Here is a 23,697-nt window from a genome sequence, read left to right as displayed (position 1 = left end):
TATGCAACAACGGCTTGCTGATTTGATTGAGCGCATTGAAAAAGCCCGCCTCGCCTACAGCCCGCACCACATCGTGCAACTTGTGGCGGTGTCTAAATACGCCAGTATCAAGCAGGTGCAAGAGTTATACGCCTGCGGACAACGCGCCTTTGGAGAGAATTACATACAAGAGTTTGGGCGCAAAGCTAGTGTCTTGCAAGACTTGCCCCTAGAGTGGCACATGCTAGGCCCCCTGCAACACAATAAAATCAATAAACTACTAGAGCTAAAGCCGGCCTTGTTGCATAGCCTGCACTCTTTAGAACTCGCTAAGGCCATAGATACAAGAGCGAAAGAGCCTTTAAATGCCCTGTTGCAGGTGAATATTGCCAATGAGACGCAAAAAAGCGGGGTGCCTTTAGAGCAAGCCCTAGACACCTACGGCCAAATTAGCCAAATCTGCCCAAAAATCCATTTGCAAGGTTTAATGGTGATGGGGCCTCTTAACGCCACTGAAGCCCAGAGCGAACAAGTCTTTAGTGCTGCTAGGGATTTGTTTGACAAACTCCCCAATGCCAAAACCCTCTCTATGGGCATGAGCGGGGATTTTGAGCTGGCCATCGCTTATGGGGCGAATTTGGTGCGTGTGGGCAGCGCGCTTTTTCATTAAGGTTTATCAAGGATTGAAAAGGAGAGTTTTATGTTAAGTTACGATTCGGCTCTTACGACCCTAGGCCATTACATTTTAGATGGCGAGATTCCCAAACACGCCACACAAAGTGCCACCTTAAGCCTCATAGACTCCATTGCCTGTGCTTTAATGGCACTCAAAGACCCTGAGTGCACGAAGTTCCTAGGCCCTAGTGTGCCCGGGGCGGATTTTAGGCCTTTAGGGGCAAAGGTTTTAGGCACGGCCTACCAGCTTGAGCCCGTGGTTGCGGCGTTTAATGTGTCGTGCATGGTGCGCTGGATGGACTTTAACGACACTTGGCTGGCTAAAGAGTGGTGCCACCCTAGCGACAATTTGGGCGCAATTTGGGCACTGGGTGATTATGTGAGCCGCTTGCGCTTATCCCAACAAGAAGAGCCCCTTAAAGTGCGCGACATTTTGCACGCCATGGTGCAGGCCTATGAGATACAGGGGGTGTTAGCCATGGACAATTCCTTTTACGATGAGGGTTTGGACCACACTTTGTTGGTGCGTGTGGCGAGTGCTGGCGTGGGGGCGAAAATGCTAGGCGGGGGACTAGAAGAGATTTTGAGCGCGCTCTCACATGCCTTTGTGGATGGGGGGATTTTGCGGGTGTTTCGCCACGCTCCCTTTAGCACGACTAGACAGGCGTGGGCGGGGGCGGATGCCACAAGTCGGGGGGTGCAAATTGCGTTAAGGGCGATGAGTGGAGAAATGGGCTGTGTGAAGGCACTCAGTGCACCTAAATGGGGCTTTGAAACCGTGTGTATGCCGCACACCAAAGACGGATTAGTGCTGAATAACTTAGGCACACATGTGATTGAAAATGTCTTGTATAAAATCTCCTACCCTGCGCTATTTCCCATCCAAACCGCCATTGAGTGCGCCCTGATTTTGCATAAACAAATTGCGCCCCGTTTGGATGAAATTTCTAAAATTGTACTCACCACCCAAGAGGGCGTGGAGAAAATCATGGCAGGCGGGGGGCAGGCTTACCAGCGCTTGGATCGCGAATATAGCCTAGCCTATCCCATCGCCTACGCTTTGTTGCGCGGGCATTTAAGAGCGGACTCTTATAGCGATACAAACGCCAAAAACCCCTTTTTACAACAGCTCATGGACTTGATAGAGGTGCAAATAAGCCCCCTTTACACCAAGGAGGCGAAAGAACCGCATAAGCGCGCGATTGCCAACGCCCTGCAGGTGTTTTTTAAAGACGGCTCGAGCACGCAAAAGGTGGAGGTGAAATACCCCCTAGGGCACCGCTTTAGACGCGAAGAGGGTTTGAGTGCCCTGCAACACAAGTGTCAAAACGCCCTTAAAGAAGTCTATCCACGCAAAAAAGCCGCCCAAATTGAAACCCTGCTTTCCGATCAAGACCGCTTAGAGAAAATGGACTTTAACCGCTTTTGCGATTTATTGTCCTTTGTATAGGATAATAATGATGAGCGTTTTTTAATCAAGAATGCCCATTTAGGTGTCAGAAAAAGGATGTCCATGATGAAGAGAGTGGAGAAAGTCTACGCGACTCCGCCCAAACGCTGGGTGGGCAATGCGTTTTATGCTGCCACGATGTTCACTTATAAAGAAACCCACAAGAGTGGCGATCCTTTTTTGCTGATCGATTACATCGCGCCCCGCCATATTAAAGCGAGCACGGATTGCTTGGGGGTGGGTCCACATCCACATCGGGGTTTTGAGTTGGTGGGCATTGTGTACCAAGGGGAGATTGAACACAGCGATTCACAGGGTTTAAGTAGGCTCATTGGGGCCAAGGATGTGCAGTGGATCACGGCGGGCTCGGGAATCTTACACCAAGAATTGCTCTCTAAGCGGTTTTGCCAACAAGGGGGGATTTTTGAAATGGTGCAACTTTGGCTGAATTTGCCTAAAGCCTACAAAATGACCCCACCACAACATAAGATGATCTATGCAGAGCAAATCCCCACAGCCACGCTAGGGGCGAGCCAAATACGCATCATTGCTGGGGATTTTGAGGGGATGAAGGCCCCCACCAAATCTTTTGGCCCCATTAATGTGTGGGATTTGAGCTTGAAGGGGTCTTTACATTTGCTCTTGCCCGAGGACCATAATGTCTTGATGCTGGTGTTGGGAGGGGTGGTGGTGCTGGAGGGATACAAGGTAGGTCCCCAACAGCTCATCACCTTCCAAAAAGGCGGCCAAGGGGTACACCTTCAGGCTAAAGAATCTGCCAAGGTGTTGGTGTTGACCGGTTTGCCCTTAAATGAGCCCATTGTAGGGCGGGGTCCTTTTGTGATGAACAGCAAAGAGGAGATTGAGCAAGCCCTAGAAGACCTGCAAGCAGGCAAATTTGGCACCCTTAAAGCCGGGCATGGAGAATAACAACGACCCCCTAAAAGATGCCGTTGTTGCCGAGTTGTGGGCGAAACTCCAGGCCGAGCAGGCTAAGTTTGAAAAGGACATCGCAAGCAAAATCGAGAGCTTGGCGGTGCAGAACTTGGACTTAAACAGCGTCTTTCAGGTGCAAAGGCGCAACGCCACCATCGCCTACCGCTTGGTGGTTTTGCTTAGTTTCATCAGCTTGGCATTGGTGGTGGCGTTGATTATCTTGCTGCCCCTAAAGCAAACCGAACACCACTTCATAGATTTTGCCAACCAAGACAAGCATTACGCTATTATCCAAAAGGCAGATGGCAATTTATCCAGCAACGAGGCTTTGGTGCGCTCCTTGGTGGGGCAGTATGTGCTCGATAGAGAGTCGATCAACCACATCGACGACAAGGAGCGCTATGAAGTGGTGCGCCTGCAAAGCGAGGCACAGGTTTGGCAGGTTTTTGAAAACTTGGTGGCCTCTAAAAACAGCATCTACACCGCCCAGCAGCTTACAAGGGACATCCACATCATCAACATCTCCTTGCTCAAGCAAAGCAAGGAGCACAACATCGCCCAAGTGCAGATCGTGGCAAAGCTCTTTAGGGCGGGTAGCCCCCTAAGCGAGAAACGCTACAACATTGTGCTGAGCTTTACTTTTAAGCCCCTGCCTGCCTTTGACACCGCCATGATGCCTAAAAACCCTACGGGCTTTGAAGTTACCCGCTACAGCGTTACCGAAATGCAAAACCTCAAAGCTTTAAAGCCCTAGCCCATAACTTAAGTCCCCTTCTAGCCCTGCAGAATCTAGCTTGTGTTGCCCCCTCTTAGCCTATGCCCTTTAAGCAAATCTCTGTTTTTATTTGGAGTTTTAGTGGGCGTGGTTTGAATAAGCGCAACCTTTTAGCCCCCCGCTAGAAGGAGTGCTTAAGGGGGCTAAAAAGAGCTAGAGAAAATCTATAAAATCCACAAAAATACAAATTTTTTATAAGGTTGTTTTGCCACCAAAGCCTAAAATTCTACCAACACAGACATTGCCTTTAGTGGCCCTTAAGTCCCTAAAAACCAACACTGCTCCCATAGGGACTTTATACAAACAAGTTTGCTGTGTAAAAACCAAAAATAACAAAGCTTGGTGGGCGTGGATCAAATAAGAATACAGTAGAAATTATAGCTTTGTGGGATTTGTAAGACTTTATAGACTTGATCAGTCTACAAGGAGGAAGAGCCCTTGTTGGGCTACCTATCTAAATTTTAGGCCAACCACAAGCAAACTTTTATGGGCTATGGGGGTTATTAGAGCTCTCTAGCTCCCCGCCTTGGCTATTTGGATAGCTCTTGTTTAAGCAATTGATTGACAACTCCCGGATTGGCGTTTTTGAGTCTCTTTAACACCTGCCCTACGAAGAAACCAAAGAGTTTATCCTTCCCGCTCTTGTATTCGGCGACTTTATCAGCATTGCCCTGAAGAACCTCAGCAATGGCTTTTAAAATCGTGTCCTCATCGCCCACCTGCGCCAACCCGAGCTTCTCTATGAGGGTGTCTATGTCTTTGGGACTTACGCTAGTTTGTTTCATTAATGCGTCTAAAATCTCCTTGCCCGCCTTGCCTGAAATGCGCTTGTTTTCAATATCTAGCACGATTTTAGCCAAAGTGTCCGGCTTTATGGAACACTCTTGCAAAGTCTGCTTGCCCTCTAAGCGCCCCAAAAGCTCCACACATAGCCATGAACAAGCCCCCTTCGCGCTCGCGCCAAGCTCTAGCATTTTCTCAAAGTAGGTCGCCAGCTCTAAACTCCCCACTAAAGTGCCCGCCTCTTCGGCTTTCAAGCCTAGACTATTCATGTAGCGTTCTTTCTTGGCTTCGGGCAATTCTTTAATGTTTCTGCCCTCTTGCAACAAACTCTCGGGGATATGCACGGGGTGCAAGTCGGGGTCAGCAAAGTAGCGGTAATCGGCGGATTCTTCTTTATTGCGCATGGACTGCGTGATCCCTTTAGCCGTGTCAAACAAGCGGGTTTCTTGCACGACTTCGCTTGCATATGTGCCCCTCTCAAACGCCTCCACTTGGCGCTCCACCTCATACTCAATCGCCTTTTGGATAAACTTAAAGCTATTCAAGTTTTTAATCTCCACGCGTGTGAGTAACTTAGTTTCGCCTTTGGGGCGGATAGACACATTCGCATCGCATCTAAAATTGCCCTCTTGCATGTTGCCATCGCAAATGTCTAAAAAGCACACAATGGCGTGCAATTTCTTTAAATAACTGATCGCCTCTGCACTGCTTCTCATGTCCGGGCAACTCACAATCTCTAAAAGGGGCGTGCCCGCGCGGTTTAAATCCACTTGTGAGTGGTTGGCAGCGTGTATATTCTTGCCCGCGTCCTCTTCAAGGTGCGCACGCTCAATGTTAATCCGTTTCACGCCTTCAGGCGTTTCAATGTCTAAATACCCGCGCGCCACAATGGGGCGATCAAATTGCGAGATTTGATAGGCCTTGGGCAGATCGGGGTAAAAGTAATTCTTGCGGGCGAACACGCTGTCTTGGTTAATGGTGGCGTTGATCGCCGTGCCAAAGGCAATTGCCTTTTTCACCGCTTCGGCGTTTAGCACGGGTAAAGCCCCGGGCAAGCCTAAGCACACGGGGCAGGTGTTGCTGTTGGGCGTGTCTTTAAAACTCGTGGCACAAGAGCAAAAAATCTTGGTTTGGGTGTTGAGCTGGGCGTGTACTTCTAGCCCAATGATCGTTTCAAACATGGCAATCCTTGTTAATAGCATAAAAGCGCATTCTACCATGCAAAAATGACAAATCATGGCATAATAGGGGCTTATGTCAGTTTTAGAGTCTAAAGAAGCCGTTGTCTTATTGAATATGGGTGGCCCAAATAATCTTTATGAAGTCGAAGTGTTTTTAACAAACATGTTCAACGACCCCTATATTTTGGCGATCAAAAGCCCCTTTTGGCGCAAATTTTTAGCCTCTTTCATTGTCAAAATGCGTAAAGAAAAATCCAAAGCCATTTATGAAAAAATTGAGCAAAAATCCCCCATCAACGATTTGAGTACCAAACTCACCCAACGCTTAAACGCCCTAGACCCCACCCGCCACTACACCTACGCCATGCGCTACACACCCCCTTTCGCGTCCATGGTGTTTGCCGAGCTACAGAGGCAAGGCTTTAACTCTTGTCTGCTCTTCTCCATGTATCCGCAATACTCCACCACCACGACTTTATCCTCCATTGAAGACTCTTTAAACGCCCTCAAGACTTTAAACTTCACTCCCCATTTAAGCTGTATTGATCGCTTCTACACCCACGCGCCCTATAACCAAGCCGTGGTAGAGAGCATCACAAACACCATCAAGGGGCATAACCCTAAAGAGTTTGTGCTCATTTTCTCCGTGCACGGACTGCCTGAAAGCGTGGTGAAACAGGGCGACCCTTACCAAGCCGAGTGCTTGCACCATGTGAGCCTGTTAAAACAACAGCTCCTGCCCCTGCACTTTAAAAAAATCACTCTAAGCTACCAATCCAAAGTGGGGCCCATGAAATGGCTAGAGCCCAGTACTGAACAAACCATAGAAGCGCACCGCAAGGATAAAATCCTCATCTATCCCCTAGCCTTTAGCATCGACAACTCGGAGACTATTTACGAACTGCAGATCCAATACCGCCTAGAAGCCATGCGCCTTGCTGTGCCTGAGTTTTTAGTCTGTCCGTGTTTAAATGACAACCTAAACTTCGCGCAGGCGATTTTGGATTTAGTCCATAATGCCCCTAGAAAGCCCCTTTAGCCCATGATTTATATAAAAAAAGTTACAATGCCCCCATTTTCTTAAAAAGGTTTTTCATGCGTCCATTTTTTTTACTCTCCCTTTTAACTCTCTTTTGTCATTTTGCCCTTGCCGATGACAAAGTAGATGAGAGCATGCTAAGTTCAGGGGCGACCTCTCCGCAGAGCACTTTTAAAGAGAGCAATAACTTTGACAAACGAAGCTATGCTGGTCTAGAGGACATTTTCCAAGACACCCAGGAGATTCGCACCAAGGGCAAGTATATGTTGCTTGTCTTTGGCAAAAATGGCTGTTCGTACTGCGAAATGCTAAAGCAGGACCTAAAGCACTACGCTAATTTGCGTGGCTACATTAAAGACCACTTCAGTGCCTACTATATCAATATCAGCTACTCTAAAATGCACCATTTTGTCATTGGCCCGGCCCAAAAGCCCAAAGAAACCATGCTAAGCACACAGGATCTCTCTTCCATTTACGATGTCAACTCCACGCCTACGCTCGTGCTGGCTGACCCAACAGGCAAGACCATTTACGAATTGCCCGGCTACATGCCCCATGTACAGCTTTTAGCGGTGCTGGAGTTTGTAGGTAAGGGGCTGTATAAAGACTTAAATGACAAGCAATTCATTGAGAAATTGCGCGCATATATCCTGAAAAAAACACAAGAAGCCCGCCATGCAAGTTAAAAAGATTTTTGGATTTTTCTTTGGCTCTTTTTGGGTGGCAATCCCCCTATTGATGGTGTATGCGACCGCCTGCGCGCTGGCGACCTTTCTTGAAAACGACTATGGCACGCCCGCCAGCCGCGCGCTTATCTATAACACATGGTGGTTTAGTGCTTTGCATGTGTATTTGCTCTTGGTGATTGTGGGGACTTTAATCACCTCTAAAGCGTGGCAGCGCCGGCGCTACGCCAGCTTGTTTTTCCACAGCTCCTTAGTCTTTATCATTTTGGGGGCGGGGGTTACGAGATTTTTTGGCTTTGAAGCCACTATGCACCTACGCACCAACCAAACCAGCGACCAAATCACCACCACCGACAGCTATTTAAACCTCACCCTCAGTAAGGACAACGCCAAGCCTTTGCACTTTTCTTTAAAAACCACCCTCTCGCCCTATTCGCGCTACCTGCCCACCAAAGAAGTGATGGTCTATGGCAAGCCCTTGCTCTTAGAGCCTTTGAGTGTGCATAAAATGACCCCGAATAAAAAGGATAACCGCGCCCTGCTTGCCATGAAACTAAGCTATGGGGGGGCAAGCCACACCTTGCATATCCTAGGCGGGCATGGCATTGCGAGCCAAGATGAAAAGACCACCTTAGAGGATGTGCATATTGCGCTCAATTGGGGGGTTACTAAGCGCTCCCTGCCCTTTAAACTACATTTAAAACAATTTGAGCTCACCCGCTATCCCGGCTCGATGAGCCCCTCCTCTTATGCCTCCCAGGTAGAAGTACTCAATGCCAAGGGGCAACTTGTCATGCCCTTTAGGATTTTTATGAACCATGTTTTAGACTATGGGGGCTATCGCTTTTTCCAATCCTCCTATGACACAGACGAACAGGGCACGATTTTATCGGTCAATCGCGATCCGGGCAAGAATTTAACCTACTTTGGCTACGGCTTGCTCATGTCCGGGGCGTTGTTTCTGCTCTTTAGCCGACAGGGGCGCTTCCAAAGGCTTTCGCGCTTTTTAAAAGCGCAACACATAGTCGCCCTTATATGTGCCCTCTCTCTTAGTGCCGTGGCACACGCTGAAGAAGGCAAGATTGACATGCACGGAGGCAAGAGCACCCCCCTAGCTCCGCCCATTGACAAAATGGCAAAGGTGCAGCCCACGACCGCCCAAATGCACGCCAAAATCTTGCAACGCTTCAAGGATTTAAGGGCGCACTCCAAAGGGCAACTCACCCCCCTTGCTCGCCTGCAGGTGCAAGGCTTTGAAGGGCGCATTAAACCCCTAGACACGCTTAGCATAGAGCTCATCCATAAAATCACCAAAGAGGACGGCTTTAAGGGCATGGACAATTTGCAGCTGATGCTGGGCATGATGCTTTATCCAGACGATTACAAAAGCATTAAAATGATCTACACCTCCACGCCCAAGCTGCGCGCTTTGCTTGGCACACCCACAAATCAGCGGCGCATTGCGTTTTTGGATGTCTTCGGGCCGCATGGCTATAAACTGCAAAACTTTGTCGAAGAGGTCAATCAAAAAGCCCCCAAAGATAGAGATGAATTTGATAAGGACATTTTAAAGTTAGATGAGCGCGTCAATCTGGTGTATTTGATTTTTAGCGGGAATATTTTAAAGATTTTCCCCGATAAAAGCGGCAACACATGGCTAAGTCCTGCCGATGCGCTCAAAAACGAGAACATTAAAATCTCCACCGAAGCCACGCATTTTTTAAAGGATCTCTTCAAGGGCTTTGATATGGGCGTGGATAGCAATCAATGGGAGAGTGTGCATAAAACCCTAAACGATCTGCTTGCCTATCAAAGAGTGCATAGCAAACTCGCCCTAAGCCCGGGGCGTGTGGATTCTGAAATCCTCTTAAACCACAGCAACTTTTTCCACACGCTCATGCTCCCCTACTTGCTCTTAGGCGTGGTGCTCTTAGGCGTGGTGCTGGTCGCAATCTTTAAAAATAAAGCCGTATCCAAGTGGTTGCACTTTAGCTTTTATGGCGTTTTGCTGCTTTGCTGGCTGGCGCACAGCGTGGGGCTCATTTTACGCTGGTATGTGAGCGGGCATGCGCCTTGGAGCAACGCGTATGAGTCTATGCTCTATATCTCTTGGGCGGCCATGCTCTCCGGGCTTATCTTACGCTCTAACTTGGCACTGTGTGCCTCTAGCTTCTTGGCAGGCATTGCGCTGTTTGTGGCGCATTTGGGCTTTATGGACCCACAGATTAGCAATTTAGTCCCCGTGCTCAAATCCTATTGGCTCAACATCCATGTGTCGATCATCACGGCTAGCTATGGCTTCTTGGGACTGTGCTTTATCTTGGGGCTACTCACCCTACTTTTATTCTTACTAAGAAGTGAAAAACGCCCGCATATCGACACCAGCATTTTAGCCCTGAGCGCACTCAATGAAATGGGGATGATCATGGGGCTGTTGCTCCTTGCGGTGGGCAATTTCCTTGGCGGGGTGTGGGCGAACGAGTCTTGGGGGCGTTATTGGGGCTGGGACCCTAAAGAAACTTGGGCTTTGATTTCCATTGCCGTGTATGCGATCATCTTACACCTGCGCTTTTTGCGCTTTGAGTTCATGCCCTATGTGTTTGCGAGTGCGAGTGTGGTGGGCTTTTACTCCATTTTAATGACCTATTTTGGGGTGAATTACTACTTATCTGGCATGCACAGCTATGCCGCGGGCGACCCCCTACCTATCCCCACATTTCTTTACCCCCTTGTGGCGAGCACTTTTCTTTTAGTCTTTGTGGCAGGTTTGAAGCGCAAATTGCCGATGGCAAAGGTGTAAAACCTTGACTTTTAGGGCGTTTTACATTAGAATCTAGGTTTTATTCACTACTTTTTGATGTTTAGCTTCCCTAAACTGAGGCTTTTATTGTTACAACACATAGCATAAGGATCGCAATGGCGCATGACCACCATAAACAAAAGACCCATACCCCTGTGAGCGGATACCGCATTGAAGAATTGCGCGCCCAACCCACAGAAAAACTTTTAGAGATCGCCAACGAGCTCAAGGTGGAAAACCCCCAAGAGTTTAAACGCCAAGATTTGATGTTTGAAATCCTTAAAAATCAAGTGTCTCAAGGCGGGTATATCCTCTTTACAGGGATTTTAGAAACCGCCGGGGATGGGTATGGGTTTTTGCGTGGTTTGGATGGGAGCTTTTCAGACAACCAAAACGACACCTATGTGAGCCACTCGCAGATCAAACGCTTTGCCCTGCGTAATGGCGACATTGTGACCGGACAAGTGCGCGCGCCCAAAGATCAAGAAAAATACTACGCCCTGCTAAAAATCGAGGCGGTCAATTACCTGCCCCTAGATGAAATCCGCCACCGCCCACTCTTTGACAATTTAACCCCCCTCTTTCCCACCCAGCAGCTCAAATTAGAATATGAGCCCACTAAAGTTACAGGGCGGATGCTCGACTTGTTTAGCCCCATGGGCAAGGGCCAAAGGGCACTCATTGTCGCCCCACCACGCACGGGCAAAACGGAGCTAATGAAAGAGCTTGCACACGGGATCACCTACAACCACCCAGAAGTGGAGTTGATTATTTTATTGGTGGATGAACGCCCTGAAGAAGTTACAGACATGCAACGCAGTGTCCGGGGGCAAGTCTTTAGCTCTACCTTTGATCTACCCTCCACCAACCACATACGCATTGCTGAACTCGTGCTCGAGCGGGCTAAGAGGCGGGTGGAGATGGGTAAGGATGTGGTGATTTTATTAGATTCGATCACCCGCTTAGCGCGGGCATATAACGCGATCACGCCCTCAAGTGGCAAGGTTTTAAGTGGGGGCGTGGATGCCAATGCCCTACATAAGCCCAAACGCTTTTTTGGTGCAGCTAGAAACATTGAAGAGGGGGGGAGTTTAACGATCATCGCCACCGCCTTGATCGAAACGGGCTCGCGTATGGATGAGGTGATTTTTGAGGAGTTTAAGGGTACGGGCAATAGCGAAATTGTGCTCGCCCGTAGCATCTCCGATCGGCGCATTTACCCCGCCTTTGATGTCTTAAAATCAGGCACCCGTAAAGACAATATCTTGCTAGGCAAGGACACCTTAACGAAGGTGTGGGTGCTGAGAAATGTGATGCAGCAAATGGACGATGTGGAGGCACTGAACTTCATTTACTCTAAAATGCAAACCACCAAGGACAACCAAGAGTTCTTAAAACTCATGCAAGAGGGTTCTTGAAAATCGGGGTTTTTGACAGCGGGGTGGGGGGTTTAAGCGTCTTAGAGAGCCTGTTAAAAGCCCGCCTGTTCGAGCACATTATCTACTATGGCGACACTGCCCGCGTGCCCTATGGCCCTAAAGACCCGGCTACGATCGCCAAATTCTCCCTAGAGGCGTTGGATTTCTTTTTGCCTTTTAACATTGACATGTTGGTCGTGGCGTGCAATAGCGTGAGTGCGTGGGCTTTACCGGCAATGAGGGCTAAAACAAAAATCCCCATTGTGGGCGTGATTGAGGCGGGGGTGTTAGCGATCACACAGAGCACGCCCAAAAACGCGCCCATTTTGGTGTTAGGCACCAAGGCGACCGTGAGCTCGGGGCGTTATGCTAAAGAGCTACAAGAGCATGGCTATGATTTTGTAGAGAGCCTTGCTACAGGCTTGTTTGTCCCCTTAATTGAAGAGGGCGTGCTTGAAGGCGCGTTGTTAGAGGCGTGCATGCAGCATTACTTCACCCCCCTAACAAGCGCGCCGGCTGTGGTGGTGTTAGGTTGCACGCACTTTCCTTGGATTTCTACCCCCTTGCAAACCTATTTTAAAACCCGCTTCAATACCCCCGTGCGCTTGGTGCATTCAGGCGAGGCGATCGTGGCGCGTCTAGAGCAAGTCTATGGCTTACGCCCACACACAGACACAAAACTAGAACTCTTTGCTAGCGGCGACAAGGGGCTTTTAGAGCAATTAGCTAAACCTTTAAAAGCCCTTTAACCTCCACATCGTTACTCAATTCACACAACACCCTTATATTTTGGCTGTGGCTGTCATAAACCCAATGCTTGGTATTTTTGCACTCTAAAATGCTATCAATGTTTAGCAAATAGGAGTAGTTTTTGGGTATTTTGGCGCATTTATTGCTCTAGGCGAGGCCCAAGCTGCCAAACGCCTTTAGAAAAAGACCATCAACAAATCCTGTCTTCTATCTTCGCTACCTATATCGTCCTTTAGCCCTCTCTTAAAGCAAGCCAGACATCTGTCCCTCCCCAAAGATCATCGTGAAAAATTCATTGAACCGTGAGGTTAAAACAAATTCGAAGCCTTAGCAATGAGATCAGGCACGCCACTTATAAACTCGAATGATGTGTCATTCCCCCTCCCTCATTCTTTTTCCACCTCCTCAACACTAACGCCCTCTAAATACCGATCAATGCAGCTTTGTTTTTTAAAGTCAAAGGGACATTTTCTGTGAGTTTCAAGTAAAACAATATTTGCAAATCGGAGTTCTTAAACAGGGCAAATCTTAAGGAATTATATTTTCTAAGTCGTTTCTTCAGCAAATCTCGCAAATCTCCTTTTTATCCCCTGTGGGCTGTTTGTCGGTATAAGAGTGGGTGCGCTGCTCTTTGATCATCTCTTGTTATATTCCCTTCATCTGCCCAAGCAGGTTGCAAATGGACATCAACGCCTTGTTATGCTTGATTGATAGGGCTAGGATGTGGGCAAGATTCAAGCGTGTGAGGTTACACCTATAGAAAAACGAATACCTTTTTTTTGGTTTTTATGTCTGTGTCTATCCTCGTGTCTAGCTCCTCTTAAGTTCTAGGCTTTCTAGCGTTTTTTACACACAACAATCTGTTCTGTATCCATGGTTTTGGCTTTTTGGCCGGCTTGGTTGGTGGGAGAGTTTTTAAGGGGCATAGATTTATTAGAAATTTTACGCCCAAGCGTGTTTAAATGTTTGCATCCACACGCGCTCAGCACCTCGGCGATGAAACGATCTGTAGGCAATGTTAAATTTTTCACACACCGATTCCCCACCACAAAAAACATCAAAGCCCCGCTTGCCAAAGAGGGCAAGATATGGTGGATGCTCTGCTCTAGATCAGCATAAAAACTGGAAACCTCCAAAGCTCTTTTTAAATCCAATTTTGCGATCTCTTGGATGGCATCGCCCACACTCCCTTTTGTGTAAAGCGTTTTCGCCCTCAAGCCCCCTAAGAGTTTTGTGTCTAATTTCCGTGCGTCCTTAAAACCTAACCACTCATTAATGAAGGTGCTAAACTGCCCATAGGCCACGGTGGTTTTAGAATCCCCATAGGGTGGGCTGGTCAGCAGAGTGTCAAAAGTCTTGTGGTGTGCCTGAAAACTAGAATTGTAGAGATTAAAGACAATGTCCTTTGTGTGCCGTTGGTAAAAATGCAGATAATACTCGGTAGTGGTCTCTAACTTTTGGCGAAAAACTCCATAGGTGTTTGGCTTATACTCTTGGTGGTTTTTCATCCTAAAAAGCTTAAATTCGTTGTTGCGTGTGTAGCTCACTTCCCTTAAAGTTTCGCTAAAGGCCAGCAGAAAAAGAGTTTTAGCTAGGCTTTTGACTTGGCTGATGTGGTGAAAAATACTGCTCAAATCTTGTTGTGCCTGTTCTTCTATCCAAAAATGGGCGTTTGTGATGGGGACATCCACAACGGCATGTGGTTGTGTCATCGATTCAAGCAAGGACTCTTTTTCGTCTAAAAGTTCGGTTTTGTCTATGTGGCTCAATTTAGCCCTGCTTATGAGGATGGCTAAAGGGTTGAGATCGAAACCGCTAAGGTCCTTGATCCCATATTCTAAAGCACTGATAAAGCTGCTGCCACTCCCGCAATAAGGATCGAGCAAGTTTGTCTTTTGGGCTTTAAATTCTTGGAGTAATTTTAAACCAATCTGGGGCAACATCGTGGCTGGGTATTTATGCAGATTGGGGGTAAAGGACGCATAGCTCTGCCCCAAAAAATCGTATTTTGGATGATAAATACTGGCGATCATAGTTTATCTTTGATGTATGTGATGAGATGACTTAGGGGTTTAATGAAATCCCTATCAATGGGCTTTCCAATGAAAGCACAATCAAAAAATTGAAACATGCCTCTTTGCTGGGGGCGGTCGATTTCGTTGTAGAAGTTGATGGTGGCAAAACACACCAAGGGCACAATGGGCGGGTTATACACAATGCCGTATTTTTCTTTCAGCTTAGAGTCTGAGTTGGCAATCTCCATCAAGAGTTTCCATTTGTAGGTTTGTGCCGCCCTTTCACGCAAAGAAGTTTTAAGTGATAAAATGAGGCACTTTTTCAATCCACCGGTAGGATCAAGGCTATAAACCACTAAATCTACATCGGGTTTTTGGTACTCTTCGCCTATTTGGATATAAAACAACTCTTTAAAATGGGGGATTTGTGTGGGCTTTGCGCTGATAAAAATGGAGGGTGCGATCGTGCCTTCACTTTTATTCTTTAAAAAAGCGTAAATGATGAGATTTGAAAAGGCACTCCCGGCAATGCTCTTTCTCGCCTGGCTTGCGTCTTTAATTTCTCCAGCCTCAACCCTTTTTTTAATGAGGGCATCCACTGTAGTTTTAGATTTTGTCATGTAATGGTGGAGATGATCAAAAACGCCAAGCCATGTCATTTTGGCGGAGTTGATATCTTGATTGATCAACTCCAAGATAGGCTGCAAATAATACTTGGATTCTATATCTTTGAGAACTTTGGTTTCGGTTATATTGAGCATTTTTGCAGTTTAGCGTAAATTTTTAAAAATAGAGGGTGCTAGAAACTAGCCAGCAACACCAAAACGCATGCCTCCTTCCGCTCGCATCAACCTTTTCTTAGCTTAGCGGTGGATTTAACTCCTATACCTGTCTTTTTGGACATGGAGCTTTGCTTACCAAAATAAAAAGAATATGATAATTTAAGTTTGTGGGGCTAACACGCTATAATCTCTACAAAAAAGGCTTATTGTGGATTTGTGGTTGGTTTTAGGCATCCACTTTTTAGCACTTTTGACCCCCGTGGGGCGGACTTCTTTTTGATCAGCTCCTACGCCCTAAAACCCACTTCAAGCATGCTTTAAAAGCAGTTTTGGGCGTGGTGCTGGGCAATTTTGTGTGGATTATGTTGTCTTTATTTGGCTTAAAAGGTTTGTGCCACGCTCCCACTGCTGCAAACGCTTTTAGCCCCTCTTAGGGGCGTGTTATCTGCTCTACTTGGCTTTTTTGTGCGTATCAAACCCAGCGCGCCATCAAGTTCAAGCCTGCCAGCACTAGACAAGCTTTTTTAGGCGGATTTCTCACTAACATCTTAAACCCTAAAGCCATGCTCTATTTTGGTAGCATTTTTTCGGGTCTAAATCTCTTTTACAACAACACCATGCTCTTTTGGCTCACCTTCTGTTTAGTGGTGGAAACCTTTTTATACTTTGCGGCGGTGGCGTTGTTGTTCTCTAACACCAAAATGCGCACCCTCTATGCCAAGTACTACAAGACCGCCGATCACCTCTGTACCTTGTTCTTCGGCGTCTTTGTCATTTACATCTTAGCCCACCACATTAAAGCATGGCTTTAAAGAAGGCATGGCTCTAGGGGATTATTTTTGTTCGGGTTGCCAAATGGTTTTTTCTGAGGGGGTGTAATCTTTTTCATCCTCTAAGATTTGTTGTTTGGTTTCGCTGCAAGCAGTGTATAAGAAAGCTAAAATCCCCACCAAAAGCAATGCGCGCATCCGCAATCCTTTCAAAGAATTTAAACGCTCATTATAAACCCAAAAAGTTAAAGAGCCCTAAATACCCCTAGCCGCCGCCACGCTTTTTTGCGCAATTTGCGTGATTTTCGCCCACTCTTTGGCCTGCACCAACTCTTTAGGGGCGAGCCACGAACCCCCCACACAGAGCACATTGGGCAACTTTAAGTAAGTGCCCATGTTCTCCAAAGAAATCCCCCCCGTGGGGCAGAAATACACCTCGCTAAAGGGACCCGCAAAAGATTTTAACATCGCCACTCCCCCGGCCACTTGCGCGGGGAAAAACTTTAAAGCTTTCAGGCCATGCTCTAGGGCCAACATCACTTCACTGCCACTAGCCACCCCGGGGATGAGCGGGATGGGGCAATCTTTAGCGGCTAGAGCTAGAGCTGGGGTGAGCCCGGGGCTTATGGCAAACTGGGCTCCTGCCTCTAGGGCTTGCTTAAAATCTTTGGGGTTTAGCACCGTACCCGCTCCCACAATCGCCTCGGGCACTTTCTTAGCGATGTTTTTAATCGCCTCTAGAGCCTCTTTAGTGCGCAGGGTGATCTCTAGCACCTTAATCCCTCCCTGCACCAACGCTCTAGCTAAAGGCACGGCATCTTTTGCCTCTTCAACGACCATCACGGGGATGATACGCCCAGCGTTTAAAATGTCAAAAGCTTGCATGGTTATTCTCCAAAGATCACAGCACCCGTTTCAGTACTGCCAGCTAAAAGGCGCATCCCCGCAAAGAGTTCACGCCCGCTTCCAAAGGGTTCGCGCATGAAGGGCACGGAAGGCAGGCGTGCCTCCCATTCTTGTCGATCCACCAGCACCTGCAACACCCCTTCTTTGGCATCCAAGAGCAGGATGTCCCCGTCTTTAATTTTGGCAATCCCTCCACCTAAAAGGGCTTCAGGGCTCACTTGGATGGCCGCGGGCACCTTGCCCGATGCTCCGCTCATGCGCCCATCGGTGACAAGGGCGACCTGAAAGCCCTGGTTTTGCAGAGAACCCAAAATGGGGGTGAGTTTGTGTAGCTCGGGCATGCCATTGGCGCGCGGGCCTTGGTAGGGCAACACGGCAATGAAATCCCTTTGTAACTCTTGGCGGTTGAAGCGCTCGATCAAATCCTGTTGGGATTCAAAGACAATGGCGGGGGCTTTGATGGTGTGGTGCTTGGCATCGATGGCAGAAACTTTAATCACCCCCCGCCCCACATTGCCCTTAAGGATCTCCAGCCCCCCATTGGGCGAAAAGGGCTCTTGCACCCCCCTTAAAATGTCGGTGTTTTGGCTGGTTTGCACGCCCTCTTGATACACCACTTGATCCCCCTCTAATAAGTAGGGGTTTTGGGTGTAAGCCTTTAAACCCTGCCCCATAATCGTGTCACAATCCTCGTGCAATAAGCCGGCATTTAAGAGCTCATGCACCACGAAGGCTAGCCCCCCGGCCGCTTCAAATTGATTCACATCCGCCTGCCCATTGGGGTAGATTTTGGCAAGCAAGGGGGTGATTTTAGAAATGGCGGCAAAGTCGTCCCAGTTGATCACAATCCCCGCGGCCTTGGCGATCGCCACTAAATGGATGGTGTGGTTGGTGGAACCCCCAGTGGCCATCAGCCCCACCATGGCATTGACAATGTTTTTTTCACTGATCATCGCGCCAATGGGTTTGGGGGTTTTGGTGGCCATTAAAACGGCGGCCTTATGCACTAGGGCTTTTCTTAAGGGGGTGTTGGGGTTGATGAAAGCGGAATTGGGTAGATGTAAGCCCATCAGCTCGACCATCATTTGGTTGGAGTTGGCGGTGCCATAAAAAGTACAAGTGCCCTCTGCGTGGTAAGACTGCATTTCGCTCTCTAAAAGCTCTTGCCTAGAGACCTTACCCTGGGCAAAGAGCTCGCGCACCTTGGATTTTTGGGCGTTGGCTAGCCCGCTTGTCATAGGCCCGGCGGGGATAAAAATCGCGGGCAAATGCCCGAAACTAAGCGCCCCGATTAAAAGCCCGGGCACGATTTTATCGCATACACCTAGATAAAACGCCCCGTCAAAGACATTATGCGAGAGTGCGATCGCCGTGCTCATGGCGATCACATCGCGGGAAAATAAACTAAGCTCCATGCCCGCATAGCCCTGGGTGATCCCATCACACATCGCAGGCACCCCGCCTGCAAACTGGGCAAACGCCCCGTGTTGCAACAAGGTTTCCTTGATCCAATCGGGGTACGCTTTAAGGGGTTTATGTGCCGAGAGCATGTCGTTGTAGGCGGAGATGATTGCGAAGTTGGGCTTGTCGTTGGTTTTGATTTTCGCTTTGATGTGCTCGGGCAGGCCGGCGTAGGTGTGGGCCAAGTTCGCACAACCCAAATCCTGGCGCTGGATTTTGCGTTGCGCCTTAGCAGTGCGCTCTAAGTAGGATTCTCTACTGCCTTGAGAGCGTTCAATGATACCTTTTGTAATATCCTCTAGGGCTTTTTTTGCCATATGCACCTCCGTGTAATCTTTCGTGGGCGCAATCATACTACAATTTTTAAAACCTCAAAGGAGTGCCATGCAGGAGTGCTGCTTCATCTTACTGGGGGCGACAGGCGATTTAGCCCTACGCAAAATCTTTCCTGCCCTCTTTAAAGCCAGCCAAGCGGGCTTAAGTCCGACCATCACCGCTTGCGCCAGAAGCCCCTTAAACACACTAGAGTTTTTAGACAAATTAAGTGCCAAAGCCAAAGAATACATCAAAGACCCAGGTTTCAAAGCGTGGGCAGACTTTACCTCTAAAATCAGCTACATTTCTCTAGACTTCAACAACCAAGAAGACTTTAATGCCCTAAGATCTACCCATCCAAACACCATCATCTACTTTTCTATCGCCCCCGCATTTTTTGCCAAAGCTTGCCAAAATTTAGCCGCTGTGGGATTAAACGCCCCCAATGTTAAAATCGTGCTTGAAAAGCCTTTAGGCACCAATTTACAATCCTGTAAAGACATTTGCACTCAAATTGGCAAATACTTTAAAGAAGAGCAAATTTACCGCATCGACCATTATTTAGGTAAGCAAAGCGTGCAAAACCTCTTTTACCTGCGCCACAAAAACTCCTTTTTGGCCGGCCTGCTCGGGGCGCACTATTTAGACCATGTGCAAATCAGTGTGCTAGAGACTTTGGGGGTGGAGAGCCGCGGGGGCTTTTACGACCCCATGGGCGCGCTGCGCGACATGCTGCAAAACCACATGCTCGTCATGCTCGCTTTAAGCACCATACCCGCAAACACCCCACTAGAGCACACCCGCCAAGCCAAATTAGAAATGCTAAGAAGTCTCAAGCCCTTCAATAAGGAGACTCTAAAAAGCCAAGTGGTGCGGGGGCAATACACCACAGGAGGGGGCTTCAAAGCCTATACAGAAGAAGATCAAGTAAACCCCCATAGCCAAACCGAAACCTTTGTGGCACTCAAATTAGAGCTAGAACATCCAAGCTGGCGGGGTGTGCCTTTTTATTTGCGCACGGGAAAGCGCATGGGCGCGTCCTTGGTGCAGGTGGTGTTTGTGTTTAAAGGCCCCCCGCAGGCACTGGTTTATACAATCCAACCGCAATGTTCTTTAGAGTTGCAACTGCAGGGCATGGGGGCATTAAAAAGTGCGCTGGATGCGGGGATGGACGCTTATGAGCGGCTGATTTTAGAGGTGGTGGCGGGTAACCAAACCCCCTTTAACCACCAAGACGAGCTAGAGGCCGCTTGGCACTTTGTCGATCCCATTTTACAGAGCTGGCAAGAAAATTTAATCCCTCTGCTGCCCTATGCAGCCACTAGCTTCGGGCCCAAAGCCGCCTTTGATCTCTTAAAACAAGACAACCGGGAGTGGTTTGCCCATGTTTAAACTCTACTCGTTTAGCAGCCCACAAGAGAGTGCAAAAGCTCTAGCCATCGAGATTGCCACGCAACTAAGGCGGATTTTAAGCGTGAAAGAGCGCACAGGGCTTGCCCTTTCGGGGGGCAAGTCGCCCATCGTGTTTTTACAAGAGCTGAGCCAAATGCCCCTAGAATGGGGTAAGTGCCGCATCAGCTTGGTAGATGAGCGCGTGTTGCCCCTAACCGACCCTGAGAACAACGCCCTGTTGATGCACATGTATTTTTTACAAAACAAAGCCCAAGTGGCCCCTTTTGCGCCCCTTGTCTTGGACGCAAGCGTGGGCACTGAGGAGCTCTTAAAACACGCGATGGCCAGCTACATCCAGCCGGATTTAGCCGTGCTTGGCATGGGAAAGGATGGACACACGGCTTCGCTCTTTGCCTGTGCGCCCGAGTATGAAAACGCCCTAAAAAGCCAAGAGCCCATCATCGCCACGACCCCCACCAGCGCGCCCTTTAAAAGGCTTAGCATGTCCTTAAATGCGCTGGAGAGTTGCCAAATGCTGTATTTGCTCATCAGTGGGGATCAAAAAAAGGCGGTGTTTGAGCGCGCTTGCCTTGCCCTAGAGCCTAGCCTACCCATTTCTTACATCCTGCATTCTCAAAAGGTGGTTTGCCATGTCTACTGCGCCTAATACTTACCCACGCCTTTTAGCCGACATTGGGGGGACAAACGCCCGCTTTGGACTGGAGGTCGCCCCCGGACAATTAGAATCTATAAAGGTCTTGGCCTGTCAGGATTTTGACACGATCGTGGACGCAGCCAAACACTATTTAAAGAGCATAGATAACCCTAGCGTGGCACACGCCGCCTTTGCGCTGGCTAACCCCGTGGTGGGCGATTGGATCCAGATGACCAACCACCATTGGGCCTTTTCTGTGGAAACCACCCGCCAAGCACTCAAGCTCACCACGCTTTTAGCCATCAACGACTTCACCGCCCAAGCCTATGGCATCTCTCAGCTCAAGGATGAGGAATTGGTGCAGGTGGGTGGGACGATGTGCGCCATTGACGCGCCTAAGTTGGTGATAGGGCCTGGCACAGGGCTAGGGGTGAGCGGGCTTATCCCCTGCCATGACGGCTCATATGTGGCACTGGCGGGCGAGGGCGGGCATGTGAGCTTTGCACCCTTTGATAATACCGAGATCATGCTGTGGAAATACGCCAAGAAAAAATACGGGCATGTGTCTGCTGAGCGCTTTTTAAGCGGATCAGGACTGGTGCTCATCCACGAGGCCCTAGCCAATAGAGAGGGGATCAAAGTTTCTAACATGACACCTGAGCTCATCGGGGAGCAGGCTTTGAGTGGCAAGTCTGCGCTGTGTCGCTTGACTTTAGATATTTTTTGTACCATTTTAGGTACGGTGGCTTCTAACATGGCACTGGTGTTGGGTGCGCGCAGTGGGGTGTATTTGTGCGGGGGGATCATCCCACGCTTTTTGGAGTACTTTAAAACTTCGCCTTTCCGTGTGCGCTTTGAAAACAAGGGGCGCTTTGATGCCTATCTAGCCACCATCCCCGTGTATGTGGTGCTGGCAAAATACCCGGGCATCTATGGGGTGGGCATCGCCCTAGAAAACCACTTATGTAAAGAGAATGTATGAAAACCTTGACACAACTGAGTACCTTCCAAGCCCTGCAAGAGCATTTTGAAATCTTAAAGGGTCAGCACATGAAAGACATGTTTAAAGCCGACCCCAGGCGCGCCACCCGTTACTTTTTAAAAAATGGCCCTATCAGCCTAGACTACTCCAAAAACCGCATAGACGACACAACCTTAAAACTCTTGAGAGATTTAGCTATAGAGTGCCGCCTGCCTGAGAAAATAAAAGCCATGTTTAGTGGGGAGAAGATCAACACTACCGAAGAGCGCGCCGCCTTACACACCGCTTTGCGTTATCAAGGCCAAGAGCCTATTAAAGTCGATGGCATAGATGTTTTACCCCAAGTACGCCAAGTGTTAGATCGTATGCAGAAGTTTAGCGATATGGTGCGTTGCGGGCAGTGGCTAGGCTACACAAATCAAGTCATCACCGATGTGGTGAATATCGGGATCGGTGGCTCGGATTTGGGGGCGTTGATGGTGTGTAAGGCACTGCGCCACTTTGCTAGCCCACGCCTGAATATGTATTTTGTGTCGAATGTGGACGGAACACAGATACAGGGCGTGCTGGATAAAATCCACCCCGAAACCACACTTTTTATTGTGGCTTCTAAAACCTTCTCCACCCAAGAAACTCTGACAAACGCCCTAAGCGCGCGCCAATGGTTCCTAGCCCATGCGCTCAATGAAGCCCACATCGCCAAGCATTTTGTCGCCGTTTCCACGAACAAAGAGGCTGTTCAGGCCTTTGGGATTGATACTGAAAACATGTTTAGCTTTTGGAACTGGGTTGGGGGGCGTTACAGTCTGTGGTCGGCCATTGGGCTTTCGATCATGATTTATTTAGGCAAGGAAAATTTTAAAGATTTGTTGTGTGGGGCGTATGAAATGGACGAGCATTTCAAAAACACTCCTTTTGAGCACAACATGCCTGTGATCTTGGCCTTGCTTGGCATTTGGTACATCAATTTATTTGACGCGGGTAGCCACTTGATTGCCCCCTACGACCAATACCTGCGCTACTTCCCTAGATTCATCCAACAGCTTGACATGGAGAGTAATGGCAAGAGCACCACGCTGGAGGGGCAGACGGCAAGTTACGATACGGGCCCCATCATTTGGGGAGATTTAGGCATCAATGCCCAACATGCATTTTTTCAGCTTTTGCACCAAGGTACACACATTAGCCCGATCGACTTTATCGTGTCCTTAAGCAAAGAGGGGCATTTGCCCGAACACCACGACATTTTGGTGAGCAACATGTTTGCCCAGGCCCAAGCATTCATGGAGGGCAAGGATTATAATCAGGCTTATGAGGAGCTCATCAAGATGGGCAAGAGTGAGCAAAAGGCCAAGAGTCTTGCCCACCACCGGATGTTTTCGGGCAATAGGCCTAGCAATGTGATCTTACTAGACACCATTTGCCCCAAGAGTGTGGGTGCACTCATCGCGCTTTACGAGCATAAGATCTTTGTACAAGGAGTGATTTGGAATATCAATAGTTTTGACCAATGGGGGGTGGAGCTGGGTAAAGAGTTGGCCAAGGGCATTTTGGCGCGCTTAAGAGGTGCCACGCCTACAAAGTCCCTAGACGCTTCTACACAGCATTTAGTGGAAGTCTATCAAGCATTTAATGAAGGAGTTTAATAAATGCAAACCAAGAGCAACACTTTTGCGCTAGCGGCTCTGACCGCCTTATTTTTTGCCATGGGCTTCATCACCGTGTTAAACGATGTGCTGATCCCACACTTAAAGAAAATCTTTGAGCTCAGCCACACAGAGGCAGCTTTAGTGCAATTTTGTTTCTTCGGGGCTTACTTTATCACGGGCGGGTTGTTTGGTAAATTGCTAGAAAAGATCGGTTATCCGGCCGGCGTGGTGGGGGGCTTTTTGCTAAGCGCGATCGGCTGTATCCTCTTTTACCCCGCCGCCTCCACAGCCTCTTACC

General features: G+C 48.5%; 19 protein-coding genes and 2 pseudogenes. 15 read left to right on the top strand and 6 right to left on the bottom strand.

Going from position 1 to position 23,697, the window contains the following annotated elements:
* Position 1: 1 nt before the first annotated feature.
* The 4 genes from AOG36_RS00855 to AOG36_RS00840 all read left to right on the top strand — a co-directional run bounded on the left by AOG36_RS00855 (position 2) and on the right by AOG36_RS00840 (position 3,794).
* On the top strand, positions 2-649 hold the full coding sequence (locus tag AOG36_RS00855; protein WP_015107660.1) for a YggS family pyridoxal phosphate-dependent enzyme: 648 nt from the start codon (positions 2-4) through the stop codon (positions 647-649).
* A gap of 30 nt (positions 650-679) precedes the next feature.
* Positions 680-2,104 carry a bifunctional 2-methylcitrate dehydratase/aconitate hydratase gene (locus tag AOG36_RS00850; RefSeq protein WP_015107659.1) on the top strand — a complete coding sequence of 475 codons (1,425 nt, stop codon included), beginning with the start codon at positions 680-682 and terminating at the stop codon, positions 2,102-2,104.
* A 63-nt stretch (positions 2,105-2,167) separates the two neighbouring features.
* Positions 2,168-3,034, top strand: a complete 867-nt coding sequence (locus AOG36_RS00845) for a pirin family protein (protein ID WP_231850663.1) — start codon at positions 2,168-2,170, stop codon at positions 3,032-3,034.
* A complete protein-coding gene (locus AOG36_RS00840) occupies positions 3,003-3,794 on the top strand; it encodes a VirB8 family type IV secretion system protein (protein WP_231623703.1) in 792 nt (263 codons plus the stop codon). Before AOG36_RS00845 ends, AOG36_RS00840 begins: the two co-directional genes overlap by 32 nt.
* A 551-nt stretch (positions 3,795-4,345) precedes the next feature.
* On the opposite strand, the gene gatB is transcribed toward AOG36_RS00840, so the two are convergent.
* Positions 4,346-5,785: an Asp-tRNA(Asn)/Glu-tRNA(Gln) amidotransferase subunit GatB gene (gene gatB / locus AOG36_RS00835; RefSeq protein ID WP_053825525.1), complete on the bottom strand. Its 1,440-nt coding sequence runs from the start codon at positions 5,783-5,785 to the stop codon at positions 4,346-4,348.
* A gap of 67 nt (positions 5,786-5,852) precedes the next feature.
* Between gatB and hemH the strand changes: the two genes are divergently transcribed.
* The 5 genes from hemH (at position 5,853) to murI (ending at position 12,471) form a co-directional block, all read left to right on the top strand.
* Positions 5,853-6,818: a ferrochelatase gene (gene hemH / locus AOG36_RS00830; RefSeq protein ID WP_015107653.1), complete on the top strand. Its 966-nt coding sequence runs from the start codon at positions 5,853-5,855 to the stop codon at positions 6,816-6,818.
* Positions 6,819-6,874: 56 nt separating this feature from the next.
* Positions 6,875-7,504, top strand: coding sequence for a SoxW family protein (locus AOG36_RS00825; RefSeq protein ID WP_015107652.1), 630 nt, complete (start codon positions 6,875-6,877; stop codon positions 7,502-7,504).
* Complete coding sequence (locus AOG36_RS00820; protein WP_015107651.1) at positions 7,494-10,304, top strand: cytochrome c biogenesis protein; 2,811 nt, start codon at positions 7,494-7,496, stop codon at positions 10,302-10,304. The genes AOG36_RS00825 and AOG36_RS00820 overlap by 11 nt, the downstream gene beginning before the upstream one ends.
* 116 nt (positions 10,305-10,420) lie before the next feature.
* Positions 10,421-11,722, top strand: coding sequence for a transcription termination factor Rho (rho, locus tag AOG36_RS00815; protein ID WP_015107650.1), 1,302 nt, complete (start codon positions 10,421-10,423; stop codon positions 11,720-11,722).
* Positions 11,719-12,471, top strand: coding sequence for a glutamate racemase (gene murI / locus AOG36_RS00810; RefSeq protein WP_015107649.1), 753 nt, complete (start codon positions 11,719-11,721; stop codon positions 12,469-12,471). The genes rho and murI overlap by 4 nt, the downstream gene beginning before the upstream one ends.
* A gap of 837 nt (positions 12,472-13,308) precedes the next feature.
* Here murI and AOG36_RS00805 read toward each other — a convergent pair.
* On the bottom strand, positions 13,309-14,505 hold the full coding sequence (locus AOG36_RS00805; RefSeq protein ID WP_053825357.1) for a TRM11 family methyltransferase: 1,197 nt from the start codon (positions 14,503-14,505) through the stop codon (positions 13,309-13,311).
* Complete coding sequence (locus AOG36_RS00800; protein ID WP_015107645.1) at positions 14,502-15,248, bottom strand: BsaWI family type II restriction enzyme; 747 nt, start codon at positions 15,246-15,248, stop codon at positions 14,502-14,504. The genes AOG36_RS00805 and AOG36_RS00800 overlap by 4 nt, the downstream gene beginning before the upstream one ends.
* A gap of 356 nt (positions 15,249-15,604) precedes the next feature.
* On the opposite strand from AOG36_RS00800, the pseudogene AOG36_RS00795 reads away from it, so the two are divergent.
* Positions 15,605-16,081: pseudogene (locus AOG36_RS00795) on the top strand (LysE family transporter).
* Positions 16,082-16,102: 21 nt separating this feature from the next.
* Here the strand turns inward: AOG36_RS00795 and AOG36_RS09195 are convergent.
* From AOG36_RS09195 to edd, 3 genes are read right to left on the bottom strand one after another with little or no spacing between them, the layout of a single operon-like run.
* Positions 16,103-16,237 carry an HP0135 family lipoprotein gene (locus AOG36_RS09195; protein WP_015107642.1) on the bottom strand — a complete coding sequence of 45 codons (135 nt, stop codon included), beginning with the start codon at positions 16,235-16,237 and terminating at the stop codon, positions 16,103-16,105.
* 57 nt (positions 16,238-16,294) lie between these two features.
* Positions 16,295-16,924, bottom strand: coding sequence for a bifunctional 4-hydroxy-2-oxoglutarate aldolase/2-dehydro-3-deoxy-phosphogluconate aldolase (locus tag AOG36_RS00790; RefSeq protein ID WP_015107641.1), 630 nt, complete (start codon positions 16,922-16,924; stop codon positions 16,295-16,297).
* A gap of 2 nt (positions 16,925-16,926) precedes the next feature.
* Entirely contained in the window at positions 16,927-18,723 is a 1,797-nt protein-coding gene (edd, locus tag AOG36_RS00785; RefSeq protein WP_053825524.1) for a phosphogluconate dehydratase, read from the bottom strand.
* Between the two features lie 67 nt (positions 18,724-18,790).
* Here edd and AOG36_RS00780 point away from each other — a divergent pair, with 67 nt between their 5' ends.
* From AOG36_RS00780 to AOG36_RS08640, 5 genes and pseudogenes are all read left to right on the top strand, one after another.
* Positions 18,791-20,113 (top strand): glucose-6-phosphate dehydrogenase, encoded by a 1,323-nt coding sequence (locus AOG36_RS00780; RefSeq protein ID WP_015107639.1) that lies wholly within the window; start codon positions 18,791-18,793, stop codon positions 20,111-20,113.
* Positions 20,106-20,780: a 6-phosphogluconolactonase gene (gene pgl, locus AOG36_RS00775; RefSeq protein WP_015107636.1), complete on the top strand. Its 675-nt coding sequence runs from the start codon at positions 20,106-20,108 to the stop codon at positions 20,778-20,780. Before AOG36_RS00780 ends, pgl begins: the two co-directional genes overlap by 8 nt.
* Positions 20,764-21,750: a glucokinase gene (locus tag AOG36_RS00770; protein WP_015107635.1), complete on the top strand. Its 987-nt coding sequence runs from the start codon at positions 20,764-20,766 to the stop codon at positions 21,748-21,750. The genes pgl and AOG36_RS00770 overlap by 17 nt, the downstream gene beginning before the upstream one ends.
* Entirely contained in the window at positions 21,747-23,396 is a 1,650-nt protein-coding gene (gene pgi, locus AOG36_RS00765; protein WP_015107634.1) for a glucose-6-phosphate isomerase, read from the top strand. The genes AOG36_RS00770 and pgi overlap by 4 nt, the downstream gene beginning before the upstream one ends.
* A gap of 3 nt (positions 23,397-23,399) precedes the next feature.
* Positions 23,400-23,697, top strand: a pseudogene (locus tag AOG36_RS08640) (glucose/galactose MFS transporter); the annotation flags it as partial.

The organism is Helicobacter heilmannii, assembly GCF_001283065.1.
Taxonomy (GTDB): domain Bacteria; phylum Campylobacterota; class Campylobacteria; order Campylobacterales; family Helicobacteraceae; genus Helicobacter; species Helicobacter heilmannii.
Note: the sequence above shows the minus strand (reverse complement) of the source record. Positions and strands in the feature narration are given on the sequence as shown.

Coding starts and splice junctions, on each gene's coding strand:
- AOG36_RS00855 (WP_015107660.1), top strand. CDS start 2: ATGCAACAACGGCTTGCTGATTTGATTGAGCGCATTGAAAAAGCCCGC.
- AOG36_RS00850 (WP_015107659.1), top strand. CDS start 680: ATGTTAAGTTACGATTCGGCTCTTACGACCCTAGGCCATTACATTTTA.
- AOG36_RS00845 (WP_231850663.1), top strand. CDS start 2,168: ATGATGAAGAGAGTGGAGAAAGTCTACGCGACTCCGCCCAAACGCTGG.
- hemH (WP_015107653.1), top strand. CDS start 5,853: ATGTCAGTTTTAGAGTCTAAAGAAGCCGTTGTCTTATTGAATATGGGT.
- AOG36_RS00825 (WP_015107652.1), top strand. CDS start 6,875: ATGCGTCCATTTTTTTTACTCTCCCTTTTAACTCTCTTTTGTCATTTT.
- AOG36_RS00820 (WP_015107651.1), top strand. CDS start 7,494: ATGCAAGTTAAAAAGATTTTTGGATTTTTCTTTGGCTCTTTTTGGGTG.
- rho (WP_015107650.1), top strand. CDS start 10,421: ATGGCGCATGACCACCATAAACAAAAGACCCATACCCCTGTGAGCGGA.
- AOG36_RS00805 (WP_053825357.1), bottom strand. CDS start 14,505: ATGATCGCCAGTATTTATCATCCAAAATACGATTTTTTGGGGCAGAGC.
- AOG36_RS00800 (WP_015107645.1), bottom strand. CDS start 15,248: ATGCTCAATATAACCGAAACCAAAGTTCTCAAAGATATAGAATCCAAG.
- AOG36_RS09195 (WP_015107642.1), bottom strand. CDS start 16,237: ATGCGCGCATTGCTTTTGGTGGGGATTTTAGCTTTCTTATACACTGCT.
- AOG36_RS00790 (WP_015107641.1), bottom strand. CDS start 16,924: ATGCAAGCTTTTGACATTTTAAACGCTGGGCGTATCATCCCCGTGATG.
- edd (WP_053825524.1), bottom strand. CDS start 18,723: ATGGCAAAAAAAGCCCTAGAGGATATTACAAAAGGTATCATTGAACGC.
- AOG36_RS00780 (WP_015107639.1), top strand. CDS start 18,791: ATGCAGGAGTGCTGCTTCATCTTACTGGGGGCGACAGGCGATTTAGCC.
- pgl (WP_015107636.1), top strand. CDS start 20,106: ATGTTTAAACTCTACTCGTTTAGCAGCCCACAAGAGAGTGCAAAAGCT.
- AOG36_RS00770 (WP_015107635.1), top strand. CDS start 20,764: ATGTCTACTGCGCCTAATACTTACCCACGCCTTTTAGCCGACATTGGG.
- pgi (WP_015107634.1), top strand. CDS start 21,747: ATGAAAACCTTGACACAACTGAGTACCTTCCAAGCCCTGCAAGAGCAT.